At 55.9% G+C, this 25,435-nt stretch carries 17 protein-coding genes and 1 tRNA gene; 11 read left to right on the forward strand and 7 right to left on the reverse strand.

Annotated features, from left to right (window positions below; all coding sequences use genetic code 11):
* Window positions 1–703 precede the first annotated feature (703 nt).
* From OSO_RS0106620 to OSO_RS0106635, 4 genes are all read right to left on the reverse strand, one after another.
* Window positions 704–2,002, reverse strand: a complete 1,299-nt coding sequence (locus tag OSO_RS0106620) for a glucuronyl esterase domain-containing protein (protein WP_010582671.1) — start codon at window positions 2,000–2,002, stop codon at window positions 704–706.
* A gap of 178 nt (window positions 2,003–2,180) precedes the next feature.
* Window positions 2,181–4,010 carry a phosphomethylpyrimidine synthase gene (gene thiC, locus OSO_RS42445; RefSeq protein WP_010582672.1) on the reverse strand — a complete coding sequence of 610 codons (1,830 nt, stop codon included), beginning with the start codon at window positions 4,008–4,010 and terminating at the stop codon, window positions 2,181–2,183.
* A gap of 529 nt (window positions 4,011–4,539) precedes the next feature.
* A complete protein-coding gene (gene ftsH / locus OSO_RS0106630; protein WP_010582673.1) occupies window positions 4,540–6,468 on the reverse strand; it encodes an ATP-dependent zinc metalloprotease FtsH in 1,929 nt (642 codons plus the stop codon).
* A gap of 341 nt (window positions 6,469–6,809) precedes the next feature.
* Window positions 6,810–7,649 (reverse strand): glycosyltransferase family 2 protein, encoded by an 840-nt coding sequence (locus tag OSO_RS0106635; RefSeq protein WP_010582674.1) that lies wholly within the window; start codon window positions 7,647–7,649, stop codon window positions 6,810–6,812.
* A gap of 353 nt (window positions 7,650–8,002) precedes the next feature.
* On the opposite strand from OSO_RS0106635, the gene OSO_RS0106645 reads away from it, so the two are divergent.
* Window positions 8,003–9,178 carry an aldose 1-epimerase family protein gene (locus OSO_RS0106645; protein WP_010582676.1) on the forward strand — a complete coding sequence of 392 codons (1,176 nt, stop codon included), beginning with the start codon at window positions 8,003–8,005 and terminating at the stop codon, window positions 9,176–9,178.
* Window positions 9,179–9,439: 261 nt separating this feature from the next.
* Here OSO_RS0106645 and OSO_RS0106650 read toward each other — a convergent pair whose 3' ends face one another.
* Window positions 9,440–10,603 (reverse strand): glycosyltransferase family 4 protein, encoded by a 1,164-nt coding sequence (locus tag OSO_RS0106650; protein WP_010582677.1) that lies wholly within the window; start codon window positions 10,601–10,603, stop codon window positions 9,440–9,442.
* Window positions 10,604–11,130: 527 nt separating this feature from the next.
* Here OSO_RS0106650 and wecB point away from each other — a divergent pair.
* The 6 genes from wecB to OSO_RS42450 all read left to right on the forward strand — a co-directional run bounded on the left by wecB (window position 11,131) and on the right by OSO_RS42450 (window position 19,250).
* Entirely contained in the window at window positions 11,131–12,228 is a 1,098-nt protein-coding gene (gene wecB / locus OSO_RS0106655) for a non-hydrolyzing UDP-N-acetylglucosamine 2-epimerase (protein ID WP_010582678.1), read from the forward strand.
* A gap of 186 nt (window positions 12,229–12,414) precedes the next feature.
* Window positions 12,415–14,649: an alginate lyase family protein gene (locus OSO_RS0106660; RefSeq protein WP_157605065.1), complete on the forward strand. Its 2,235-nt coding sequence runs from the start codon at window positions 12,415–12,417 to the stop codon at window positions 14,647–14,649.
* The gene (locus tag OSO_RS0106665) at window positions 14,634–15,854 is read left to right on the forward strand and encodes a glycosyltransferase family 4 protein (protein WP_010582680.1); all 1,221 of its coding nucleotides are present in this window, start codon (window positions 14,634–14,636) and stop codon (window positions 15,852–15,854) included. The genes OSO_RS0106660 and OSO_RS0106665 overlap by 16 nt, the downstream gene beginning before the upstream one ends.
* A 1-nt stretch (window position 15,855) precedes the next feature.
* Window positions 15,856–17,109, forward strand: coding sequence for a NeuD/PglB/VioB family sugar acetyltransferase (locus OSO_RS52370; protein WP_010582681.1), 1,254 nt, complete (start codon window positions 15,856–15,858; stop codon window positions 17,107–17,109).
* A 76-nt stretch (window positions 17,110–17,185) separates the two neighbouring features.
* Entirely contained in the window at window positions 17,186–18,448 is a 1,263-nt protein-coding gene (locus tag OSO_RS0106675) for a DegT/DnrJ/EryC1/StrS family aminotransferase (protein WP_010582682.1), read from the forward strand.
* Window positions 18,449–18,770: 322 nt separating this feature from the next.
* Window positions 18,771–19,250, forward strand: coding sequence for a hypothetical protein (locus tag OSO_RS42450; protein ID WP_157605066.1), 480 nt, complete (start codon window positions 18,771–18,773; stop codon window positions 19,248–19,250).
* A 287-nt stretch (window positions 19,251–19,537) separates the two neighbouring features.
* Here the strand turns inward: OSO_RS42450 and OSO_RS0106685 are convergent, their stop codons facing one another.
* Together OSO_RS0106685 and purM are read right to left on the reverse strand one after the other, a co-directional pair.
* Window positions 19,538–20,356 carry an ABC transporter permease gene (locus OSO_RS0106685; protein WP_010582684.1) on the reverse strand — a complete coding sequence of 273 codons (819 nt, stop codon included), beginning with the start codon at window positions 20,354–20,356 and terminating at the stop codon, window positions 19,538–19,540.
* Between the two features lie 255 nt (window positions 20,357–20,611).
* Complete coding sequence (gene purM / locus OSO_RS0106695) at window positions 20,612–21,676, reverse strand: phosphoribosylformylglycinamidine cyclo-ligase (protein WP_010582685.1); 1,065 nt, start codon at window positions 21,674–21,676, stop codon at window positions 20,612–20,614.
* A gap of 324 nt (window positions 21,677–22,000) precedes the next feature.
* Between purM and OSO_RS0106705 the strand changes: the two genes are divergently transcribed.
* From OSO_RS0106705 to OSO_RS0106725, 4 genes are all read left to right on the forward strand, one after another.
* The gene (locus tag OSO_RS0106705) at window positions 22,001–22,945 is read left to right on the forward strand and encodes a sensor histidine kinase (protein ID WP_010582686.1); all 945 of its coding nucleotides are present in this window, start codon (window positions 22,001–22,003) and stop codon (window positions 22,943–22,945) included.
* 274 nt (window positions 22,946–23,219) lie between these two features.
* Window positions 23,220–23,774, forward strand: a complete 555-nt coding sequence (locus OSO_RS0106710; protein WP_029246726.1) for a hypothetical protein — start codon at window positions 23,220–23,222, stop codon at window positions 23,772–23,774.
* Window positions 23,775–24,354: 580 nt separating this feature from the next.
* Entirely contained in the window at window positions 24,355–24,966 is a 612-nt protein-coding gene (locus OSO_RS0106720; RefSeq protein ID WP_010582689.1) for a sigma-70 family RNA polymerase sigma factor, read from the forward strand.
* Between the two features lie 221 nt (window positions 24,967–25,187).
* Window positions 25,188–25,261: transfer RNA gene (locus OSO_RS0106725), tRNA-Arg, on the forward strand.
* The last annotated feature ends 174 nt before the right edge of the window (window positions 25,262–25,435 follow it).

Genomic DNA, 25,435 nt, shown 5'->3' on the forward strand with positions numbered 1-25,435 from the left:
CTGGGGGTACGTCACCTACGTGATCCTACCCCGTTCGCCGGTGTCCCCCTTGCGGGTTCTCCCTCGACTTGCATGCCTAATCCACGCCGCCAACGTTCATTCTGAGCCAGGATCAAACCCTTTGAGTAGTGTTTCCGAACTGAACCACAAACCGCTGATAAATCAGGCAGCTTGAGATTCAGTGTTGTATGCACTGGGTTTGTCCGCTAGCCATGTGTTGACTGACCGATGAGTCTTACGACTCGGTTTGGTCATTTGTCTTCATCACAATTAAGTGATGGAGAACAAGGTCTTCGCACGGCCAGCAACCGCATCAATACGACAAGACTGATTCTCAAAACTCTCCAACCGTGTTTTCAAAGATCTGCCCCTCACTGCGTCACGCGTCGTGTTGACTGCGTTGCTGCGGTGCGGGAGGAAGATTCTAGGCGGCCTGACGCTGAGAGTCAATCAACTGGTCCAAGATTCTTTGGAATCTGTTGGAATCCAAAATCTCTTATCCGTCAGACCCAAAACGATGAACAAATGGACGGGTCGGAACGAAAAGATCGGAAGAGTCGCACGCAGCACACCAAACCACCCAAACAACGCAAGTCAACCCGCAAGTCGCTGAGGCCACACACCGCTTGTTTGCGGACATCCCGTCCCCACCCCCATGCCCAACTCAGTGCGGCCCCCGCTCGCTTGCTAAGTCGGCAGGTCATTACGGCTTTCCGAGCTGGATGTCCGCGAAGTCAAGAAAGACTCCCCAGTCCTCTCGAGTCATGGAGTGATTCCCCTTGCGCAGAAAGTAACCGAGCCGACTATAGAGAGGCTCCTGCAACGCCGGACGCTCTTTTGCCCCCAGCCCATCGACTTTCAGCAGGCGATAAACCGGGTCCGCGGCTTTGAGCATCTCGAATTGGCCATCCGGGTTCGCCCACTGATCTTCAACGGCATTTGAGAAAAGCACCGGACGAGGTGCGCAAAGCGCTGCCAGGCAATGCTGATCGAACGGCAACTTCTCGGGATGCTCATTGAAAAGCGTGAAATTGTCGCAAAACCAGTGAGGGAAATGCGTATTGATTCGCGCAACGGTTTCCATCTTCTTGGAGTCAACCGGAATTCGACTCGGCGCCGTGCCGCCGCAACCAGCCTGATGAGGGATCGCCAGTGCGATGCGTTCATCCATCGCCGCCGCTAGCAACGCGGTCTTGCCATTGCGCGAATGCCCCACGGCGATGATTCGCGATGGATCAATCGATTGGGAATACTGGCTCACTAACAGATCCACACCGCGATGGAAGCCCCAGGCCCATGTCGCAATCGTGCCGGCATCATCGGGTCTGGGCGAGGTTTGTCCGGGCGCATAGAACGCGGGCTCAATGCCATCCGAAAACTCGGGTGTGTCGGGATCAAGATCGGCGCTCCGAAAGCACGCAAATGCATACCCATGCTCAATGATCAGATCCACATTCCAATCATGCGCCTGCGTTCCACGCCCCGCTTCCGTGGCACGCTCGTTCACCTGACCGCCGCAACTTTTGTAGACCCAGCCCTCGGGGACATGAATCTTCGGATGATTCACCATGGCGTGATTTCCACAGAAATTCATCGCGAGAAATACAGGGGCAGGTTTTGTCCTTTGATTGGGAACAACAACCAGGACATGCATGCGGTGAGTCAGATCGGGCCCCTTGAAGGCCAGACGACACTCACTCATTGTCGCCTTGCCACCGAGAAACTGATCATCCGTGAACAACACCTCTTCCAACACCATCGCCTGAGGTTTGGGAGGCAAAAACCCATACATGTAATGCTGAAACAACGCCTTCAATTCCGGACGACGCTTTTCATTCCAGTCGTTCGCGGTTGTGATCCTGGTCCCGTCGAGCATCACGAGCGGATCAGGCAACTCAGCCCGATCCGGCAGTGCCGCGAATTCCGGAAACTCAAGCCCGACCGACGTCCGACAGACAAGACATAAACCGAACGCAATCCAACACCGAAGATTCGAGTACATCCACAGAGCCTCTCGCTAGAACATCGCGTAAAAAAACCTCAGCGTCAGTGGAAAACCCACGCTGAGGTGAAAATCATGATCGAAAGCCCGAAACGTCACAACAGCCTGCTAAACACAGGCCCGCGACGCTTCGGAGTGCCACAGAACCGTCAGAACAGGTGACGATCGGCAGCCAGCCCTAAGGCAGCGTCACTTCGACGAGCCCCGGTTGCTTTTCCTGGAGCGCCTGCGCCGTCTCTGGATCGACATAGTCGCTGTGACACGAAGCCTTTTCATCCGAGGTGGCAGCCATCACCTTTTTCGTCTTCGCAGCAAGACGATGAATTTCGTCCGGACTGAGCACACCTCGCTTCTCGAGGATTTCTTGTTGCTCGGGTGTCAGGGCCGCGGTCACCTTGGCCTTGTCCCACTGATAGAGATCATCCTTACCCGAAGTGAACTCAACGATTTCTTTACTGATGCGGACGCTGCACCAATCGTGGCCGCACATGGCACAGAAATCGGTATCAACGTCCAGATCCTCATCGTGATAAGCGCGAGCCGTATCGGGATCAAAGCTGAGCTCAAAGTGCTTTTCCCAATTGAGTGCAGCACGAGCCTTCGTCAGTTCGTCGTCCCGATCGCGCGAGCCGGGAATCCCCAACGCCACGTCGGCAGCATGGGCCGCGATCTTATAGGCGATGCAGCCCTGCTTTACGTCGTCTTTCTTCGGCAGCCCCAAATGCTCTTTCGGAGTGACATAGCACAACATGGCCGCGCCGTGGTAACCGGCGGCCGTCGCACCGATGCAACTCGTGATATGGTCGTAACCGGGGAAAATATCCGTCACCAGAGGGCCAAGGACATAGAACGGGGCGCCGTGGCACAACTGCCTCTGCAGCTTCATGTTGTATTCGATTTGGTCGAACGGAACATGCCCCGGCCCCTCGACCATGACCTGCACACCCGTGCGCCAGGCACGCTCTGTGAGTTCACCGAGCGTGACGAGTTCCGCCAACTGAGCCTGATCAGTCGCATCCGCCAGGCCTCCGGGTCTGAGACCATCACCAATCGAGAACGTGACGTCGTACTCACGCATGATCTCACAGATTTCTTCCCAATGGTCATACATGGGATTCTGCTTGCCATGAACGAGCATCCACTTAGCCAGAAGTGATCCGCCGCGACTGACAATTCCGATCAAACGCTTTTTCACAAACGAAAGATGTTCACGAAGCACGCCTGCGTGAATCGTGAAGTAGTCAACGCCCTGCGCCGCCTGTTGGCGCAATGATTCCAGAATGATTTCCGTCGTCAGTTGTTCGATGCGGCGACCGATGATCATGGAATAAATCGGCACGGTCCCAATCGGCACGGTGCTGTTTTTCACGATCGCTTCCCGGCAGGCATTCAGATCACCGCCTGTTGACAGATCCATGACGGTATCTGCCCCCCACCGCTCGGCCCATTTCAACTTTTCGACTTCCTCGTCGGTGCTCGACGACACCGGCGAAGCCCCCATATTGGCATTCACCTTCGTCTTCGAGGCACGTCCGATCGCCATCGGATCAAGCAAATGCTGCAAGTGAACCCTGTTCGCGGGAATGACCATGCGCCCCGCCGCGACTTCATCGCGGACCTGTTCTGCCGTGAGATGGGGCTCTCGCTCGGCTACGCGTTTCATTTCAGGCGTAATGATTCCGCGTCGCGCCGACTCAAGCTGCGTCACAGGGACAAATCCGGCCGGTGGCAACCAGGCATCCGCTTGCTCATAACTCTGACAGCCTTCGCCCGCTCCAAACCCGGGCTTCAAAACCCAATCAGCGGGCATGAAATCCCAAGCCGTTTTCTCGGAGGCAACGGGCATTCCGGGCGTATCCGGCGACGCAAAGGTCAGTGCGCCAGCGCGGCCAGGCTTCAATGCAGGCCGCTGAGCAAAACTTCCTGGCGTCGTGCCCTGAGCAGTTGACGAGGGGTTTTCTCCCAAAGGAGGAAGCGTATAGGTAATCGTATGTGAGTCGATGGACATGGGCATCTCTTTCGCGGGGCGACTGCAACGTAAAGACGCATGGACAAGCGTTGGATTCGACCAACAAATCACATGTCATACGTGAGTTGTGGCAAACCGAACGACAGTGTGCCACGCAGAGTCATAGTAGTTAAATGGCCGTCACTTTTCAAAATGCCGTGATCACCGGTCGTCCGTGATTCAGGGAAATAGCCGAGTTTCACCATCGAGCTTCAGACGGCAAACGACCGTCGTCTGTCGTCACCAAGCAGGAAGTTGCCCCTCGTTACCAAGCGACCGCTTGATAACGCCACATACCATTTCGCTTTCTGTCGATCATGAAAGCGCCCTGGCCCCGCCCGATACGCGTTCTTGAGATCGGAAACGCACAGGATGAACCGCGCCGGGGAAACTTGTGTCGGGGGGGCGTTACCAAGCGGAAGCTTGGTAACGAGGAAAAACAGTCCGCGATCAGCAGCCTGCTCAAAGAAACACAGATCGCGCACCGCAGTGCGCGATCTGTCATGAATCCCAATCCAGAAGCGGTGACTCAGATTTCGTCTCGACTGGAAGGTGGCCCGATAATCGCGGTGATTTCGTCCAAATCAAGCGACTCTTTTTCTACGAGCGCGTCGGTCAACGCGTCCAGTTTTTGACGGTGCTCCGTCAGAATCTCTACGGCACGTTGATCCGCTTGAATCAAGAAACGCTGCACTTCCGCATCGATGACGCGCGCCGTATTGTCGCTGTACTCGCGCTGATCGCTGGCCATTTCCTTGCCAAGGAAGGGATGCTCTTCCCCATCGCGAAACGCCACCGGACCAATCGCCTCGCTCATCCCCCAGCGTGTGACCATTCGCCGCGCAATTTGCGTGGCGCGTTTCAAGTCGTCTTCCGCACCTGCGGAATACTCATTGAAGACCATTTTCTCAGCCGCACGGCCCCCCAGCATGAACGCCAGTTGCGAGTGCAAACGCTTTTCGCCGATGTTGTAACGATCTTCGTCCGGCATCAATTGTGTGACGCCCAAGGCCCGGCCACGGGGAATCACGGTGACCTTGTGGACCGAGTCGACTTCAGACAGAAGCCAGGCCAGCAGGGCATGCCCTGCCTCGTGATAGGCAGTCATCTTGCGTTCCTTGGGTCCCAGAACTTCTTCGCGTTTGGGGCCCATCAGAATCTTGTCACGCGCCTGGTCGAAGTCTTCCGACGTCACATTATCGCGATTGTCACGTGCGGCGTTCAGCGCGGCTTCGTTGACGAGATTTTTGAGTTCGGCCCCCGAGAATCCGATCGATCCGGCCGCAACCTTCTCAAGATTGACGTCATCGTTCAGCGGAACCTTGCGGCTGTGCACTTTCAATATCGCGGCGCGACCGGTTTTGGTCGGCCGATCGACGGTGACATGTCGGTCAAAACGCCCCGGACGTAACAGCGCGGGATCGAGAACATCAGGACGGTTGGTGGCGGCGATGACGATTACCGCTTCCGTTTGCTGAAAACCGTCCATTTCACTGAGAATCTGATTGAGTGTCTGCTCACGTTCGTCATGACCACCGCCCAGGCCAGCACCTCGAATGCGACCGACGGCGTCGATCTCGTCGACGAACAGGATGCATGGAGCATTTTCCTTTGCAGTGCGGAACATATCGCGAACGCGGCTCGCCCCGACGCCGACAAACATCTGAATGAATTCAGAGCCATTGATCGCGTAGAACGGAACGCCGGCCTCACCTGCGGTGGCGCGTGCCAGCAGGGTTTTTCCGGTCCCGGGCGGCCCCATTAGCAGCACACCCTTAGGAATTTGAGCTCCCAGGCGCTGAAATTTTGCGGGTGTCTTGAGGAATTCAACAACTTCCTGCAGGTCCTGCTTCGCATGCTCCATAGCCGCGACATCATCGAAAGTGGTCTGGTGTTCGTTCGGCTTGAATCGCTTCGCCGGGCTGCGAATGAAACTTCCCAGCGGGCCAGATCCAAATGGATCGCTATTGCGGCGGATCATGCTCCACAAGACCCAGAACAGGAATGCGAACGGCAGGATCTGGATCAATAGCCAGAGGAATTCTCGCGAGCTGAACGCGCCATTGGCTGACTTCGCCTTGATAATGACGCCGTTCTTCAGCAGATGGTCTTTCAGTTCGTGGTCGAGCGGAACAGGAAGAATCATCTCGAACTCTTCGGTCAGCTTTCCAACCTTGCTGTCCGGCGACTCGGGAATCACTTTCCAGCGTCCCCTGACGCTCTCGCCCTGGAATTCGACAAAGTCGATGTTCTTCTTTTCCGCCTGCTTCCAGACAAATACGTAGTCGACGTTCGAATTCTTCGGCGTCGAAAGGCTGAACAAGATGACGGCGATAATCACCCCGACGGCAAACAACATCCCCCACGACGAGGAAAAGACCGTCCCACTGCTTTCACGACGCGGATCTCGACGTGGTGAGGAAGAATCCGGGCCACGTGAAGGGGAATCATCAGTCATGCGTACTTCCGAGAAAAGTGATGTCGATCCGGTGGTGCGTCTGACAGCCATTCAAAATCAGCGAGACGGACACCTCAGCATATACAGATTCAAGGCTGTTCGAACCTTGGCGGGGCCAGTCCCCTTGATTTCAACAGGCTGCTATGGAGGGAGGTTATGCGATAGTGGCCAGTTCGTCGATGTTTCGGGGCAACACAGCCAGCGATAATCGAAAATCCGCGTCCCCACGAAATAAGCCCCAAACATCCAACCTCGAAGTGACACGTCGATGATCTCGCTTCAGCAGGGCAGTTCGCCAGCGGGCGGTGCTCGCCAAGCTGTCGGAGATCGTGACAGCGCCACTAATCCTTCCACCAATAGCGAAGAATGCACCACAGAGCTTGAAATCCATCTTTCATCCCAATGTGCTTTCCTTCCTGATAGGTCCGACCGTGATAGCTGATCGACATCTCGAACACGCGTAGTTTTCGCCTGGCAATCTTCGCCGTCAGTTCGGGCTCAATCCCGAATCGATTCTGTTTCAAAGTCCCCCAAATATCCGCAAGTGCCTCACGAGTAAAGACCTTGTAACACGTCTCCATATCGGTCAGGTTCAGATTGGTGAACCCGTTCGAGACCAGCGTCAGGACTTTGTTCCCGATAGAATGCCAGAAATAAAGGACACGGTGTTCTTGGTCTCCGAGAAAGCGGCTTCCGTACACCACGTCCGCCACTCCCTGGATGATCGGCCGAAGCAACCGCGAATACTCAGACGGATTGTATTCCAGATCGGCATCCTGAATGATGATCGCGTCGCCCTTCGCCAGCGAAAACCCAGTACGAACTGCTGCTCCTTTGCCCTGATTTACTTCGTGATACGAAACTCGAATCTCATTCATCGGATCGGGATTGTCAGCCGCTTCCCGCTCAAGCTGCTTCAGGATTTCGCGCGTCCCATCCTTACTGCAATCTTCAACCAGAACCAGCTCTTTCTTGATCGGAACCGCTCGCACCCGATCAATCAGAACCCGTAAGGTTCTTTCTTCATTGTAGATTGGGATGACCACTGACAACACAAAATCGTCTGGTATGGCATAGAGCCCCAGTTGATGGCACGCGGTGCCGCCCAATGTCGACCTCAGCGTCGCGTACCATTCCTGCGAATAAGGTCGTACATTGCTGTCGAATTCCTCGGGGACCATGCGGACTCCATCTGTCTAGTTGCGGCAAGCCATACACCTGATCTCCGGTTCATAAGGTGGTCGACATTCGTGCGGACCCGCGCGATCGTCTACCACGATGTTCGCCTTCACTTGGCGACCGTACGATGAACGTTCGCCGAGTATTTGCCAAGATTCCGTCATCTTGGTCAAAATCCATGGGTCGCGTCGTACTGATCGAGGACATGAATTTTCGGAATATCGCGAAGATCGAAACATTGTTGTACATTCTTGAAACGTTCCTGTCATCCGAGTCACAACCACCATCATCAGCCTGATGGACGACGATCGGATTCGCAGTTTCCCGTTGCATTCTTTATTCATCCGGAACTCTCATGGCGATTCAAACGCTCGTGTTGACCGATGCCGATTCGGGCGTCCATCTTGATCATGGAGAACTTCGCCCCAACAGCCGGTTGAATCTTGCGGGCTCGGCAAACTGGTCGATCCGATGGCGAACGCTACGCGGCGGAGTCTCGGAAGGGGTCGACGTGGTCGAACTCGACAACGGTGATTTATCGCTCTCTATTCTGCCCACGCGGGGGATGGGGATCTGGAAGGGTCGATTTCACGATTTGCCTCTTGAATGGAAATCTCCTGTCGAACGCCCCGTCCATCCCGCGTATGTCAACCAACTCGATCGCGGTGGGATTGGTTGGCTGCACGGATTCAACGAACTGCTCTGCCGTTGTGGTCTTGCGTTTCTGGGCCCGCCGGGCGACGACAACGGCGAGCGAATTACGCTGCACGGCCGAATTGCCAACTTGCCTGCACACCGGGTCGAAGTTCGGGTCGATACGTCTGGACGGGGATCACTCGAAGTCGTTGGCATTGTCGACGAATGCTCGATGTTTGGGCCGCGGTGGCGAATGACGTCCACGATTCGCCTCGAAGCCGGTTCGTCACGATGCTCAATCGTGGACGAGATCACCAATCTGGGCGGCCGCGCCTCCGAACTTTCGCTGCTCTACCACATCAACGTGGGCCGGCCATTTTTAGAGCCATACGCATCCTACTCGGTCCCCAGCATCGAAGTTGCGCCGCGCGATGCCCGCGCCGCGGAAGGAATCGAAACGCACTCGATCTACGGCGCGCCTGTCGCGGGATTCGCCGAACAGGCGTATTTCCACACGCCACTGGGCGGTGCCGACGGCTGGACGACAGCGCTGCTCTCAAACGCCAGTGGTCACGCCGCATTCGCGGTCCATTTTCAAACGCGCCAACTCCCCACGTTCACAGTCTGGAAGAACACCGTCGCGGAAGCCGATGGCTATGTCACCGGACTCGAACCAGGCATCGTCTTCCCGAATTTCCGTGCAGATGAACGGAAAATGGGACGGCTACCGCTCATCCAGCCTGGCCACACGTACAAGTCAGAACTGGCCCTCGAAGTGGCCGACACCCTCGAATCGGTGCGGCGGATTCAGGAACGGGTTCACCAGCTTCAGGGAGGCGCAACTCCCGTCATCCATCCGCAGCCGATCGCACGATTGACCCCGTCCGCCGGATAGCCAACGAACGCGGAAGGCCCGAATCCGGTCCTCGTTCGTTCCCGCGTTACCAAGCTCCAGCGTTCTTCCTCGTTACCAAGCTCCAGCGTTCTTCCTCGTTACCAAGCTCCAGCTTGGTAACGCCTTTTATTCTATTTATTCTGTTTCGATGACCTGACGTGCGCAGCAGCACATCAGCTCGATATCTCACTCCGCGGAAACCGAGAGTTCTCACAACCTCGCTTCCAAATCGGGAGCATGAATTTCAAATGCTCCCTCACCTCACGAGTGGGAACCATTCAGGACCGACGCATAGACCTCACGGATCTGTTTCGTCATCGTTTGATGCCGAAATCGATCCGTGAATCGGTCCCGGCCGGTGTCCCCCAAGCATCTCCGCAGCTCCGGATCGGACGCCAGTTCGCACAGCGCCGCGGAAAGCAGGTCAATTTGCCGAGGCGGAATCAGGAATCCCGTTTGGCCCGGGATCACCACCTCTTTGGCTCCATCAATGTCATAGCTTACAACCGGTTTACCCGCGATCAGGCCCTGAGGAAGCACGCGTGCAAGGCCTTCCCAAACACTGGTATGGACAACAATATCCATCGCATGGATCAGCTCTGGCACTTGCTCGGGTGGAACGAGCCCCGCGAAGACAAAGTGATCTCGCAGCCCCTGCGTTCGCAGGTCTTCTTCGAACTGCGGACGCAGAATGCCATCGCCAACAAGCAAGAATCGAACGGCGGGACAGCGATCGACCACGGCTCGGGCCGCTTTGATCAGATATTCGTGCCCTTTCAGTGGAAACAATCGCGCCACTTTGCCAATCACGACATGGTCCGGCTTCAAGCCCAATTCCGCACGAACCACCTGTGGACTGCGTGGAGGTACGAGAAACGGCTCGACGTCAAAGCCACTGTAGACGGTGACAAACTTGTCGCGCGGTGCCACCTTCGCTGCGACGTATTGATCCGTCATCGCGTCACAAACCGAAATGAACCGCGCCGTTCGCGGTGCGGCCCAGCGTTCGAGCTGTTCGTACAGCCGGTACGCGAGCGGATGCTGTCCAAAATGAAACGACGCCCCGTGGATGGTATGGACACAGGGCAGACCCAGCTTTGCGGCCGCCGCCCGTCCGATAATCCCCGCCTTTGACGAATGGGTGTGAAGCAGATCTGGCTTGATTTCACGCAGCATTCGCTGAAGATCACGATACGTTTTCCAGTCCCGCCAAGGATGGATGGCTCGACGTGAATCGTCGAGCAGCCTGAGATCCAGTCCGCCACGTCGCGCGCGGTCTTCGAGCGAACCTTCGGGTCCCAGCCCCGGTCCCGTAATCAACGTGACCTGGTCGCCGAACAGGTGATGCTGATCTTCAACCGTCAGCAGCGTATTCTCTTGGGCACCCCCGACGATGAGCCGCGTAATGTAATGAACGATCTTCATGAGATTTGGGCAAACCAGCAGAGTCGGTCAACGGCGCGAGGGTCCGCGAGGCGTCGAGTTTGTGAACGTGTTGTTCGTGTCATGCTAAACCGAACGAGAATATTGGGATAGCGCAAACAAGGTTCGCAACGCCAAAGATGTCGTTGCGTTTTCACTCCAAACAGACTGTGCATCACCGATCTTCGACAAAAACGAGTCGGCAGCAGAAGACTTGAGCCAAAGTCGGCGAAATCTGACGATTCGGGCTAATTAGTCGACTCAAAACTGCACTTGTGGCAGTTTTGACCTCCTCATATCCTCACCGCGTGTCTACTGAATGGAATCAGTTCGAGTCAATCAGATCGCACGAAGAGACTTGAGGTGACCGCGGCGCGAGAACGGATCAATTCTCGGCTTCGTCACAGGGCGCAGTGTTTTCTCACAACGAACCAATCAGCCAGTCCAAGGTGACAAACTGAGGGAAAACGCTCGTCCGCAGTCGTCGTTGCATCCTGATTGACGCCAGTGCTCAAGAGGAATGGAATCCGATGCACGTTCTGCATGTTGTTGGCGCGCGACCCAATTTCATGAAGGTCGCTCCTGTCCATGCCGAGTTTCGTGGACGCTCGCAGGTGCGACAAACCCTTGTGCACACGGGCCAGCACTACGACGCCAATCTTTCGGACATCTTCTTCGAACAGTTGCAGATCCCCCGGCCAGACGTCTCGCTGGAAGTCGGTTCGGGATCGCACGCGGTGCAAACGGCCGAAATCATGATTCGTTTCGAGAAGACGATTCTCGAACGTCAACCAGACCTTGTCCTTGTCTACGGTGATGTGAACTCGACGGTCGCCGCGACGCTCGTTTGCGCGAAGATCGGGACAAAGATCGCACATGTCGAAGCGGGACTTCGGTCGTTTGATCGAACGATGCCCGAAGAAATCAACCGACTTGTGACGGATCAGTTGGCAGACCTGTTGCTGATTCCGTCGGAAGAGGCCGAGGGCAATCTGCTGCGTGAAGGCGTCGCCCGCGAGAAAATCCATTTCGTCGGGAACGTCATGATCGACACACTGCGAACGCTGCTGCCGCAGGCACGCATGCCCCAGGTGACCGGACTGGGCGACCGATATGCCTTGGTGACGTTGCATCGCCCATCGAACGTGGACGAACCAGAATCGCTTCGTCGAATCCTGGAAACATTGACCACGATCAGTGAAAGCATGCAAATCGTTTTCCCTGTCCACCCTCGGACCAAGGCTCGGATCGAAAGTCTCGGGTATCGATTCGAGAACTCCGACCGGATCTTCGCGATTCCTCCAACCGGCTATCTGGAGTGTCTGGCCCTTCAGCAACGAGCCACGGTCGTCGTCACTGATTCGGGAGGGCTGCAGGAAGAAACAACCGCATTGGGTGTCCCTTGCCTGACCGTGCGCGAGAATACCGAACGGCCCATCACGATCACGCATGGAACGAATACGCTGGTCGGCACCGACATGAACATGCTGCTGGACGAAGTCTCGAAAGTTCTGGCAGGTCAAGGAAAAGGTGGCCGGATCCCACCACTCTGGGACGGTCGGGCCTCGAAACGAATCGCCGATATCGTGCTGGGTGTGGAAGCTCAGACGGTGCGACGAGCCGCATAGGTCGGCGATTGAGCTTCATCGAGTTGCCGTCAGCTCGGCACGCAGAACACTTACGGAGACCTCGACCGAATGAAATCACGAACTAAACAACTCAGCCAACGTTGACGGAATTCGGGACGCTCAAGACATCAATTTGCAGAGTTTGAGACAGTTGTGGATGCACCCTCGCTTCATCGATGCTGGAACTTGCTGCGGTACTTCGGCCCTTCGTGGCTGATGTATCGCGTCTACCATGCGGCACGAATGAAGACGGGACTGATCCGCCGTCAATTGCCCAGACGATCGTGGGATGAGCTGCCTCTGAAACCGCTTCTGAATGACCCGAATCTCGCCGACCCCGAACGGTTGGCGAATCACCGGGACACAGACTCGCCGCGTTTCTTTTTCGATCCCACGTCACGCCCCGGCCTCAAGGCTCAATTCGCGCAGTGGGACTCCACGACGAGCCCGCTTGAAATCGCAAATGAGGTTGGACTTGGAACGTTGCGATTCTTCTCGCACGAGCGGGTCAATGTTGGATTTCCTCCGCAATGGCATGTGGACCCTTTCACGGAGTCCTCGTTTCCCGACGACCGCCATTGGAGCCAGATCGCCGATTTTGGCGCCGGCGACATCAAACTTGTCTGGGAGACCAACCGGTTCGGATTCGTCTTTCCACTCGTACGTTCTTATTGGAGAACGGGCGACGAGCAGTACGCTGAGATGTTTTGGCAACTCGTCGAGAGCTGGCGCGCGGCGAATCCTCCGGAATCGGGAGCAAACTGGAAATGCGGACAGGAGATCAGCCTGCGCGTCATGGCGTGGTGTTTCGGCCTATATGGTTTTACCGGCAGCCACGCCTCGACACCTGCTCGAATCGCGATGCTGATTCAGATGCTGGCAGTCTCGGGTCAACGGATTGAGGCGAACATCGGATACGCCCTCAGCCAAAAGAACAATCATGGGCTCAGCGAAGCAACCGGGCTTTGGACCATCGGCGGATTGTTTCCCGAACTGAAGCACGCATCACGCTGGGCAACGCTCGGACGTCGGTTGCTTGAGCGACAGGCGTTTGACCTGATCTACCCGGACGGCGCCTTCTCGCAACATTCCATGAACTATCACCGGGTGATGCTACACGACTACCTCTGGTCGATTCAGCTCGGAAATGTCTTGGGACAACCGTTCTCCCAAACGCTTGGCGAACGAATTGCCGCTGCGGGAGACTTTGTCTACCAGGTGCAGGATCATATCACCGGACGCGTTCCCTGTTACGGACAGGACGACGGAGCCCTGATTCTGCCGCTCAGCAATTGTGACTATCGCGACTTTCGGCCCGTTGTTCAGGCGGCCCACTACCTCACGACGGGCGAACGTCGATTTGAGCAGGGACCGTGGGACGAAGATTTGCTCTGGCTTTTCGAGGCGAATCCGACCGGCAACCTGACTGAGGATCAACCCGAAACGACGCCGATCGACCGATCGATTTCGGACACGGCCCCTTCTGTTCGGCATGATCTGAACGCCGCCGACGGCGGCTACTGGACGCTGCGGTCACGCGATGGATTCGCGATGACGCGTGCCGGCAACTTCCGTCACCGACCGGCTCAAGCCGATCTGCTTCACGTCGACATCTGGTGGCGTGGCGAAAACATCGCAATCGATCCGGGCACGTTTAGCTACAACTCCCCTCCTCCCTGGGACAATCGACTGGCCCACACGGCGTTCCACAACACGGTCACTGTCGATGGTTTGGACCAGATGGAACGTGCAGGCCGATTTCTTTGGCTGCCGTGGGCGCGCGCCACATCGTTTGGTCGTCATGCCGTCAAGCAAGGCGATGTCGCGTGCTGGAACGGTGAGCACAATGGTTATCGACGCCTCCCCGATCCGATCATACATCGACGAGGCCTGCTACGGCTTGGAGCCGATCACTGGCTGGTCATCGATTCTCTTCAAGGCGACAAACCCCACCTGTACCGGTTGCATTGGCTGCTGATGGATGCACCGTATCAGGTCGATGCCGACTCCACGTCCATGACGTTGATGACGAGTGCAGGCCACTATTCGGTGGCGTTGGCATGCTCATCCGTTGACGGGGCCTTCGAGGTCGCCCGCGCGGAAGCCGATTCCGCCGTCGGTTGGCGTTCCGCCTACTATCACTCACGCGAGCCCGCGATTGCCATAAGTCAGAAGGCAACCGCATCACGGATCGTGTTTGCCACGCTGTTTGGGCCCGACGCCACAACACCCAAGATTGAACTGGACAAGGTCCAGGTTCGCGGATGGGACTGGAACGCAACGATTTCCCTGAATCTCTCGCAGAGATCAGGCACGCCACTTGTCAGATCAATTGAAACCAGTGGATCTCTGCTGAACACGTCCGCCGCATCGGCCCCAATTCGCTCACTTTCGGAGATGACCCAATGCACGTCCTGTTGATTCACCAAGCATTCGTGTCGCCCGATGACGCAGGCGGAACGCGGCACTACGAATTGGCTCGACGTTTCGTCGATGGCGGCCAGCAATTTTCGATCGTCGCCAGTGACCTGAGTTATCTGAGTGGTAAGAAATGCAGTGCGGAAGCACACGTGCAGGACTTCGATGGCGTCCAGGTTCGACGCGCGTGGACCTACTCGGCCCTGCATCGCAGTTTCGTATGGCGAGTCGTGTCGTTCCTGTCGTTCATGATCAGTTCCATCTGGGTGGCTCTGAAAGTCAAGAATGTCGATCTGGTCATCGGAACATCGCCGCCGATTTTCCAAGCGGTTTCGGCCTGGGTCATTTCAGTCATTAAGTGGCGCCCATTCCTCTTGGAAATCCGCGACCTATGGCCCGAATTCGCCATCGATATGGGCGTTCTCAAAAATCCCGTTCTGATCTGGATGTCGCGACGTCTGGAACGATTCCTTTATTCGCAAGCGAACCATCTTTTGGTGAATTCGCCAGCCTATCGCGACTACCTGATCGATCTGGGAATTCCTGCCGCGAAGATCAGCTTCATCGCGAACGGCGTCGACCCTGACATGTTTGTGACAGAAAAGAAGTCTGGCCGGCTTCGTAAAGAATACCTCCTTCAAGACAAGTTTATCGTGACCTATGCCGGCGCCATGGGAATGGCGAACAATCTCGAAATCGTCCTGGAAGCCGCGGCTACACTGAGCGACCTGCCCGATGTCCACTTCCTCATGGTGGGTGATGGAAAGGACAGAAAGAAGCTGGACGAAGCGACCGAGCGTTTGCAATTGACCAATGTCACCTTCACCGGGTCACGCCCCAAATCGCAAATGCCCGAGATTCTCGCCGAATCGGACGTTTGTCTTGCCGTGCTGCGTGATATTCCGATGTTTCGCACGACGTATCCGAACAAGGTCTTCGACTACATGGCCGCCGCCCGTCCCGTCGTGCTTGCGATCGACGGTGTGATTCGACAAGTGATCGAGGCCGCTGACGGAGGAATTCCGGTCCCACCCGGAAATCCGACGGCCATGGCGAATGCCGTTCGAACGCTCTACCAAAACCGACCACGCAGTGAGCAGATGGGACAGCAAGCACGTGATTATGTGATCAAGCACTTTGATCGCAATCAGCAGGCGCAGCAGTTTGGCGAGCTCATCCATCAGGTCGGCAAGAAAAGGGCAGCCTGACATGACACACGGCTTCTATCGGAATGGCGGCAAACGCTGCTTCGATCTGGCGATTGCCATCCCCGCACTGATCATCTTCGCACCCGTCCTTGCGATGACGGCGGTGGCCGTCCGTCTGTTGCTCGGCTCGCCAATCCTGTTTCGACAAGAACGGCCCGGACGCGGGGGGCGTCTCTTCCGGATCTGCAAATTCCGGACAATGACCGACGCTCGCGATGCGAATGGAAATCTGCTCGATGACGATCGGCGACTCACCGCATTTGGACGATTTCTGCGTTCCAGCAGCCTGGATGAGCTTCCGGAACTTTGGAATGTCGTGACGGGTCAGATGAGCCTCGTCGGTCCACGGCCGCTGAAAGTACGGTACTTGCCAATGTACTCGCGCGAGCAGGCCCGACGGCACGACGCGACACCAGGCATCACAGGGTGGGCTCAAGTCAACGGACGAAATGCCGTGGCGTGGGAAGAGCGTTTCCAACTGGATGTCTGGTACGTCGACAATCAGAGCCTGTCGCTCGATCTGCGAATCCTTTGGATGACGATCTCTGCCGTCTTTGGTCGGCGGGGAATCACGGCCGAGGGTCACCCTTCCATGCCGGATTTTGAAGGCACGAAAAAAACGGTCGTCATTGGTGCGGGAGGCCATGGCAAAGTTGTCGTCAGCGTGCTGCAAGCCGCCGGTCGCGTCGTGGATGCCGTCTATGATGACGAAAAGTCCCTTTGGGGAACGGAAGTCTTGGGCGTGCCCGTGCTGGGTCCGATCTCAGAACTGCAACAAGATCCAAAACGCTATGCGGGAATTATCGGAATCGGTTCGGCCAAATTGCGTCGACGACTGGTCGAGATACTCGACCTGGAATGGTTGACGGCGATTCATCCACACGCGTCTGTTCATCCTTCCGTAAAACTGGGAGCGGGAACCGTCGTGTTCGCGGGCGCTGTGCTTCAGCCAGGGGCCGTCGTAGGTAATCACGTGATTGTGAACACTGCCGCCTCCATCGACCATGACTGTCAGATCGGTAGCTTTGTGGGAATCGGTCCGGGCACGCATTTGTCCGGGACGGTGCATATCGCAGACGGCAGCCTGCTTGGAACCGGATGCTGCGTCTTGCCGAATGTGTGCATCGAATCCGACGTCACCATCGGGGCGGGGACAGTTGTCATCGAAAATGTCGCGCGGGGGTGTACGGTCGTCGGTCCCACTCCACGTATTGTCCGACGACTTGAAATCGAAGGCGAACGCAAAGCCGCGTAGTGAAGCCGAAACTTCGCCCACTAAAGATGAATTCGCAAAAAACGGCACGTTAGACATCGCTGAACAAGGAAGCGCCATGACCCATCAAGCTCATCCGTCGACTCAGATACTGGCACTCGATGGTGGTACACCCGTTCGATCAGGTCCCATGTCGCCCTGGCCGTTTTTTGACGACGAACTGATCGAAGCGTCGTCGCGTGTCCTGCGGTCCAACAAGGTGAACTACTGGACTGGCGAAGAAGGAAAACTTTTCGAACAGGAATATGCTGCGGCAATCGGCGTCGATCATGCGATTGCGCTGACGAATGGCACGGTCGCACTGGAACTCGCTCTGTACGGATTCGGTATCGGCCCCGGTGATGAAGTCATCGTCCCCAGCCGCACCTTTATTGCTTCCGCAAGTTGCGCCGTGATGCGAGGTGCGACGCCTGTTGTCGCCGACGTCGATCGTGACAGCCAGACCTTGACCGTCGACACAATTCGCGATGTCATCACCAGCCGCACAAAGGCGATTGTCGCCGTTCATCTCGCGGGTTGGCCCTGCGATCTTGACCCAATCATGGATCTGGCGCGACGGCACGGCATCAAGGTGATCGAAGATTGTGCTCAAGCACACCATGCGATTTATAAGGGCCACCACGTCGGCTCAATCGGCGACGCCGGTGCCTTTTCGTTCTGTCAGGACAAAATCATGACGACGGGTGGCGAAGGCGGCTTGATGACGACCAATGACCGACAAGTCTGGGATCGGTGTTGGAGCTTGAAGGACCACGGAAAGAGCCTGCAGGCCATTCAACAACCGCATCAACCGCATCAGTTCCGGTGGTTGCACGAAAGCTTCGGCACCAATTGGCGCCTGACGGAAATGCAGTCGGCCATGGGACGGATCATGCTGAGACGGCTGCCGGAATGGGTGGCGACTCGTCGGAAGAATGCCGCGACGTTGACATCGATTCTGAGCTCGATCCCCGCACTGCGAATTCCCCAACCGTCTCAGGACGTGTCCCACAGCTTCTACAAGTACTACGCGTTTGTCCGTCCGGAAGCCCTCAACACGGGATGGACTCGCGATCGAATCGTCCAGAATCTGCAAGCGGAAGGAATTTCCTGCGGCCCCGGCTCGTGCAGCGAGATTTATCTCGAAAAGGCCTTCGACAAGACTGGACTACGACCAGAAAAGCGACTTTCAACGGCACAGGAACTGGGACAAACGAGCCTGATGTTCATGGTTCACCCCACGTTGACAGAAGCCGAGATCCGCGCGACAGCCGACGCGGTGAAAAAAGTGATGCATGCGGCATCCCGATCCGACCTTTCGTCCCAGCGACGGGCGGCCTGATCCAACCTGGAGGCCCAGAGTACTTTCTGCGTTGCGTCTGAGCAGTCGATCGACGGAATTTGTCGGTCGACCGTTTCGGACTGTCCGGCTCGATCAAGGCGTCTGAACCTCGGAAATCCGGGTCCCCTGGCAGGATCGGGCGATACAACCGTCAGGACCGGCGAATCTTAACAGCAGGATTTCTTTGAAGAGGAATTCCTGTAAGGTCAGGGATTTCCTCAAGCCGATCTTGTGACCGATCGGTCGACACCTTTACGATGAAAGGTCGTCGCCGTTTTGTCGGTTCCTTGTGGTCGCTTTCCTGCTTGTCGGAATCACCGCCGTGACAAAATTCCAACTGATGTTGACGTCTCTGGTCGCCGTGATCCCCGGTGCGTTCTTGATCTTGTTGCTTGTGATGGCGCTGCTGTCACACTCCGAAAACCTGACTACAATTGCCTATGTCGTGATCGGCGGGACACTGCTGGCGACGTCGACTGTGGTGCTGATTCCTGCGGGAATTTTTGTGGGCGGACGACGCAAACCGGCGAAAGCCAAAACCACCTCGAAGAAATCGACCGGGGACGAAATTGAAGCGGTCGATGAAGACGTCGCAGTTGTCGACGCCGATGAAATCGCCGACGACGATGATCTGGTCATGGCGACGTCCGATTTCGAGGTCGCCGACGCCGATGACAATGCCGAAATGAGTTTTGAAGACGATCTCGATACCGAGCATGTCGAGGAAGTCGATAGCTTTGAGTTTGACGACGATGATTTTGATATAGACGAAGATCCTAAACCGAAGAAGAAAAAACGGTGACCATAGCCGGTCACCGTTCACACGCCGAGGACGGACTCAATTTCCCGCGACAATGAGAAGGATTTCTCCGGTCGACGCGTTCGGGATTTCAATGTAAGGGGGACAATGCGTCTGCCCTCCTCTCACCGGGCTGCGACCGGTTACCCTCGGCCGCGACTGACGTTTCAGACCCCCGTCGGCAGGCGTGATGCTTTCGGCCTGGGATAACAAGTCGACGAGCCCGACCCGAACAAGCGGTCGTCTCACGGGCGTTTCTGGGAACGGATCAGGCCATATTGGCGGTGCCGTTAGCTACTGGCGCTGCGATAGTGCCGTAGTGACCAATTGAAGACGGATCGCGAAACGGCAAACGTCACCGCGCACAGTGCGATCGTGATTCCCGAAAGCCAGCTCGGCTGAAGTCCCTTACCGAGTAGAACTCGCGCGGGAACGGTCACGACCAGCAGAATCGGCAAAACATACGAAAACAGAAATCGAAAGACTTCCGCCGCAGGTGACCCGCTGTAAATGCTACTGGGATACCGCGCGAAGATGGTGACATAAAACCAGAAATCGAGCAGTCCCTGGTTCCTGCCGAAGAAAATACTGGTTGCCGCCAGACCGATCATCAGGCTGTAAAAGAACGCCACCGCAGAGACGATCAACAGGCCGTACGTCACGAGTTCGGTTAAGGTCACATGATGTCCCGAACTCCAGACGGAATAGACCAACAACGCTCCGGAAAACACCATCTGCGAGGTCATCGCCAGTTCCATCTTCTCCAGTGAAACTAGAAACTGCGTGTCGATCGGTTTAAGCAGCGCGAAATCCAGGTCACCGGTTCGGATCAGCTCGCTGAATCGCGCGCAGTTGGGCATAAAAAACGCCTCAACAATCGAATTCACCAGCATCCCCGTCGCCATGAATCCGAAGTATTCTTCGCGCGTCCAATCATTGATCAACCGAACGTTGCGAAAGATCAGGTCGAACATCACGATCTGAACCGCGAACCAGAAACCGCGCGTCAACAGCGTGATCAGAAAATTGCTTTGAAACATCAGTTCGCGCATCAGCGAGTTGCGAAAAAACGTGGCGAACACGCGTCGGTACATTTTGGCCGAGGACATTCGGGTTCGACTTCTTCAAAGCAGGTCTGGTCATTCACAACAAGGACAACCAGCGATTGAGAGTTCGCTGGTGCCCGCCACTTCACGAGCCGCGTTCAGGTCATCGTTCACGAATTCAGAACAGACACATTTTGATGGCAAACAACGCGCGTGGCATTCTCATCCTTGCGTTGCTTTGCCGATCAAAGCGGGTCCATCCCCCTGTCTGCCCCATGAACCGTCTCGATTTTCAATTCGCGACGACTCAATTCACGACTATGACGCGTAGTCAACTCCACGAGTTCCGGCCTGGATGCGTCCCACGATCCAACTTTCGGTTCCCGCCTGAGTCAACTGGCGACGGATACTCTCCACAAACTGCGGACGCACGATCAACGTGAATCCGATCCCCATATTGAACACATGATACATTTCATCGCGATCGATCCCGCCAAGGCCTTGCAGCCAGCCAAACAGCTTCGGAACCGGCCAGGCATTTCGGTCGATCGACAGACGACATCCCTCGGGCAACAATCGTTCGATGTTGTCTTTCAAACCGCCACCCGTGATATGCGCGAGTCCCGAAATCGCGACTTTAACTCGATAGGATTTCAGGATTCCGAGAATCCATTTCGGATACAGTCGCGTTGGTTCGAGCAGGACCTGACCGACCGTTTTTTCCAGTTCGGGAATCACGTCGTTCACCGAAAGATTCGCCATCCCGAACACGACTTTGCGAATCAGACTATAGCCGTTGGAATGAAAACCGCTCGACGGCAAGCCAATCACAACGTCGTCCGGCCGAATGGCTTTCCCATCAACCAGCCGTGACCGCTCGGCAACTCCCACGCAAAATCCAGCCATGTCAAAATCGCCGTCGTGGTAGATATCCGGCATGATGGCGGTCTCGCCACCCAATAGTGACGCCCCGCACTCCACGCAGCCGTCACTGACACCTTGCACGAGCGACGAAATCAAATCCGGATTGTCTTTCCCGAGTGCCAGATAGTCTAGAAACAACAGCGGCTCAGCGCCCAGGCACAAGACGTCGTTCACGGACATTGCAACCAGATCGATTCCGACCGTGTCGTACTTTCCAACTAGCTGCGCCACCTTTAGCTTCGTCCCGACTCCGTCGGTCCCTGAAACCAGGACGGGATCATGATAGCTGGCCTTCCCCGGTCGCTGGGAATGATTCAATCGCATCAATCCAGCAAACGCATCCGCCAGCGGAAGGACGCGCGGCGTGAAGGTGCGTTGCATCAAATTCGGCAGGCGCTGCATTGCTTCGTCGTACAGTTCAAGATCCACACCTGCGGATTTGTAGGTGACATTCGCCATCGTTGTTCAAAGCTTTCCAGCGGGAAGAAAACCGGGTTGCAAGTCCAATTGCGCAGGATGATAGCAGTCGGTTCTACGATTGTCAGTTCGTCATCGTCAATCAACGTCCGACTTCAAAACCGGCCACCGGATGGCTATCGTTCATGAAGTCAAAGGCGCTGGCCAGGTTGTTTCGCCGGCAGTCCGCCTTCACTACCGCTTGAATTGCCAGGGTCCGGCTTCGTCACCATCTGACGCGGTCACGTCTTGTTCCACACTTGTGGATCTTGGGCCATCGCATCTTCTGGCGGCCTGACCGACTTCGACTTCGTAGGGACCACGATCGTGAGCAGTGCCCTTCGTTCACGGACGACAATCGGACTTCCGATCACGCTCAGCGTTGTCTTGATGACGCTGAATGTGATGCTGATGGTCTATTGGATCGTACTACTCGCCCACTCACATGGGTGGAGTTCATTAATCATCGGTGTGGCCGTGTTCGCCCTGATCCTGGTCGGGTTGTCGTTTTACCTGTTTCTCATGATCAAAGAAGTGCGACTGAATCAGCGGCAGGCGAATTTCATTGATAGCGTGACGCATGAACTGAAGTCACCGATCGCGTCGCTGCGGCTCTATCTGGAAACACTCGAAATGCGAGCCGTTACGGACGAGCAGCGCACGAAGTTCTATCGAGTCATGGAAGAGGAACTGGAACGACTCGATCATCTCATCACACAACTGTTGGAAGTTGGCCGAATTGACGCCATCGGCGAACAATCCGTCCCTGAAGAAATTGACCTGGATAGCTTTCTACGAAAATGTGGTGCGGCAACCTGCGCGCATCACAAGTGTGAAGAGAGCGAGACGATCACATACGATTTCCAGCCGGCCATGGTGTTCGCTCGACCGCTAGTCCTGGAAACGGTGTTCCGCAACCTGCTCGACAATGCCATTAAGTATGCGGGCGAGCCGCCTCGCGTCGAAGTCCAGGTGCGACTTGGCGAACGTGGGCGTGTCATTACGCGAATCATGGACAACGGACAAGGCGTCCCCCCCGAACTGCGGAAGCGGATTTTTCGCATGTTCTTTCGGGCAGGCAGTGAATTGACACGACGACGCAAAGGCACGGGATTGGGGCTTTACATCGTGCACACGCTCGTCAAACAACTGAACGGCCGGGTCAGTGTCCATGACCGCAGTGGACAACCCGGCAGTGTGTTTGAAGTCGATCTACCCGGACATCGTGGACTTGCGACCACACCGAATCGCGCGACCGACGCATTGAATTGACGCGGCACCCCAGCTGCCCACAATGACACGCGACTCAGACTTCCTCGAACTCACATCTTGTGTATCTCACGTAGTTACAGGATTGACCATGTCGCGTCATGGTCATCTTTTGTACAGAATTTCCAAAGTTTTTTTCTTTTCATGAATCGTGCATGTCACCTCTGGAAACTCGACGATTGGCTGCTAGCAGGTACAATCACATCGGTCGCTGCCGATGAAGTTCATAGGCAGCAAGAGAATTTGGATGTTCATCTGTTCGACGGAGGAAGCATCGATGAAGAAGTGTTTCGTAGCATGTGCGGCGCTTGTGTTGGCTTCGGCGGGTCTATTGTCCGCCGCTGAAATTCAGTCGGGTCTGGAAAAAGGAAACAAAGTTCCAGCATTCGACGTGAAGGACGTCACAGGCCCGTTCAAGAATGACGGCGAGCTCTGCTATCGTTGTCGCTATGGCAATCAGCCAGTCGTCAGCATCTTTGCCAAGGAAATGTCAGATGAAGTGGTCCAGTTGTCAAAAGAAATCGACAACGTCGTCGCCAAGCACCGCGATGAAAAAATGGCGGGCTTCGTGGTTTTGATGTCGGATAATCCCGAAAAGGCCGCTCCTGCCCTGGTGGAAGTCGCCGCCAAGCACAAGATTTCGCAGTTGCCGCTGACGACCTTTGATGGAATCAAAGGACCTCCAGCATACAAGATCAACGAAAAGGCCGACGTCACCGTGATGATGTGGGTCGAAGGCAAAGTGAAGGTCAGCCAGGGACTGAGCAAGTCCGACCTGACCAAGGAAACGATTGCAAAGCTGGTCAGCGAAACCAAAACGATTCTTGACTAGTGACGCAGTCTTTCAGCACATGGCAGGTCCATGAGCCTCGCCCGCTGGTCTGCTCGCGGCAAGTTCATCGACGTGTCAATTCAGGTTAGAAGCTCTTCAAGTCCGTTGACTTGTAGATGAATTCGACAGATCGGCCCCCCATGTTTATCGAAACATGGGGGGCGTTTTTTTGGTGGCATGATCGGATTTTCGAATCCGCCCACTGCGCATTTGTCATGTTTGATTCGAAAATACTTCGAAACAAACTTTGGACGTGATTTCGTGGCCACATTACGTAAGATAGTCACGATCGTTGATTTGAGAACTGCACGAATCTCCTCATTCGTATTGTGTTGAAAGAATGGAGGGGCTGGTTCCGCCCCGTTTCAAAACCGTCATGACGGCATGACGCTCAAGGTGCCCGTCCTCCCAATTTCCGAACTGAACGAGCCAACCAGTACTTAGGCTTTTGGGGGGTGCGTCAATCGACGCCAAACTCAGCCTGATGGATTCTGGCAAGTGGAGTCAATGGTCAAAGAAAGACTCCAATCCGAGCCTGCGGATCGCTCACCCTTGATTAGGTCCGCTGGATAGATCGTCGATGTCAGCCTCCACCACCATCAATTTGAAGCGTTGTCTGCAGTCGCTGAGCGACCATGACCCTTCGGCGCGCGGTGAACTGCTGGCCTACGCAGAACGTCGGCTCAAAATTTTGGCCGACCGAATGTTCTTCCGCTATCGAGGTTTGAACTACCGCGAACATGCCGACGACCTGCTACAGGAAGCGATGATTCGCCTTTGGAAATCGCTTGAGGCCGTCGGTCCGACAACCGTCGAAGAGTTCATGGGATTGGCCGCCCTGCAGATTCGCCGGGCACTCAATGACATGGTTCGCAACCATTTCAGGCAGAACAACGGAGCGGCCGTATTTCTCTTGTCGGCATCGGATTCCCAAGGCGGTCCAGTTGGGGTCGTCGCGGACAGTGCGGATATGGCCCCCGAAGATCTGATGCGCTGGACTGAATTTCACGCCGCCGTCGATCAGCTCGAAGAACCCGACCGGACCGCGTTTGACCTGCTGTACTACCACGAATTGCCTCAATCCGAGGTCGCGGAACTGATGAAAGTATCGGATCGGCAAATCCGGCGATACTGGCTGTCAGCCCGCCGCACCCTTCTACGGATGCTGGATGGGTCGTGGCCCAAGCTGTAGTAAATGCCGATCCGTTCCCACAGCGCCAAAACCTGCCAAATTGTCGCCGTCGGATGACCACGGATTGCTTTACCGCAATGGAAGTTCACACTACAATCCTCGTCCGCCGCAAACGGGACCAGTCATCCCATAGGCGGTTTGACGTCGCCTGCACTTCGTTCGTTTGAACACTGGCATGCTTCATGCCGTTCGAATGAACCGAATCAGTGGCGGAATTCAGCGCATCCGTAGCTCAATTGGATAGAGCATCGGTCTTCGGAACCGAGGGTTGGAGGTTCGAATCCTCCCGGGTGCATTTCTTTTTCTTTGCGGACCCGCCATTTCGGCGAGAGTCGCCCCCCGTTGAGATTTACCTACCTGGTCTCAACATCGTTCCGGTGCCTGTGAGCCTTCCAGCATCCAGCGACCGCACACAAGCGATTCCATGTTCTTCTGCGTCCGTCCGTTGGGGAATGATCTCTGTTCTTTT

The sequence above is a fragment of the Schlesneria paludicola DSM 18645 genome (genome assembly GCF_000255655.1).
Lineage (GTDB): Bacteria > Planctomycetota > Planctomycetia > Planctomycetales > Planctomycetaceae > Schlesneria > Schlesneria paludicola.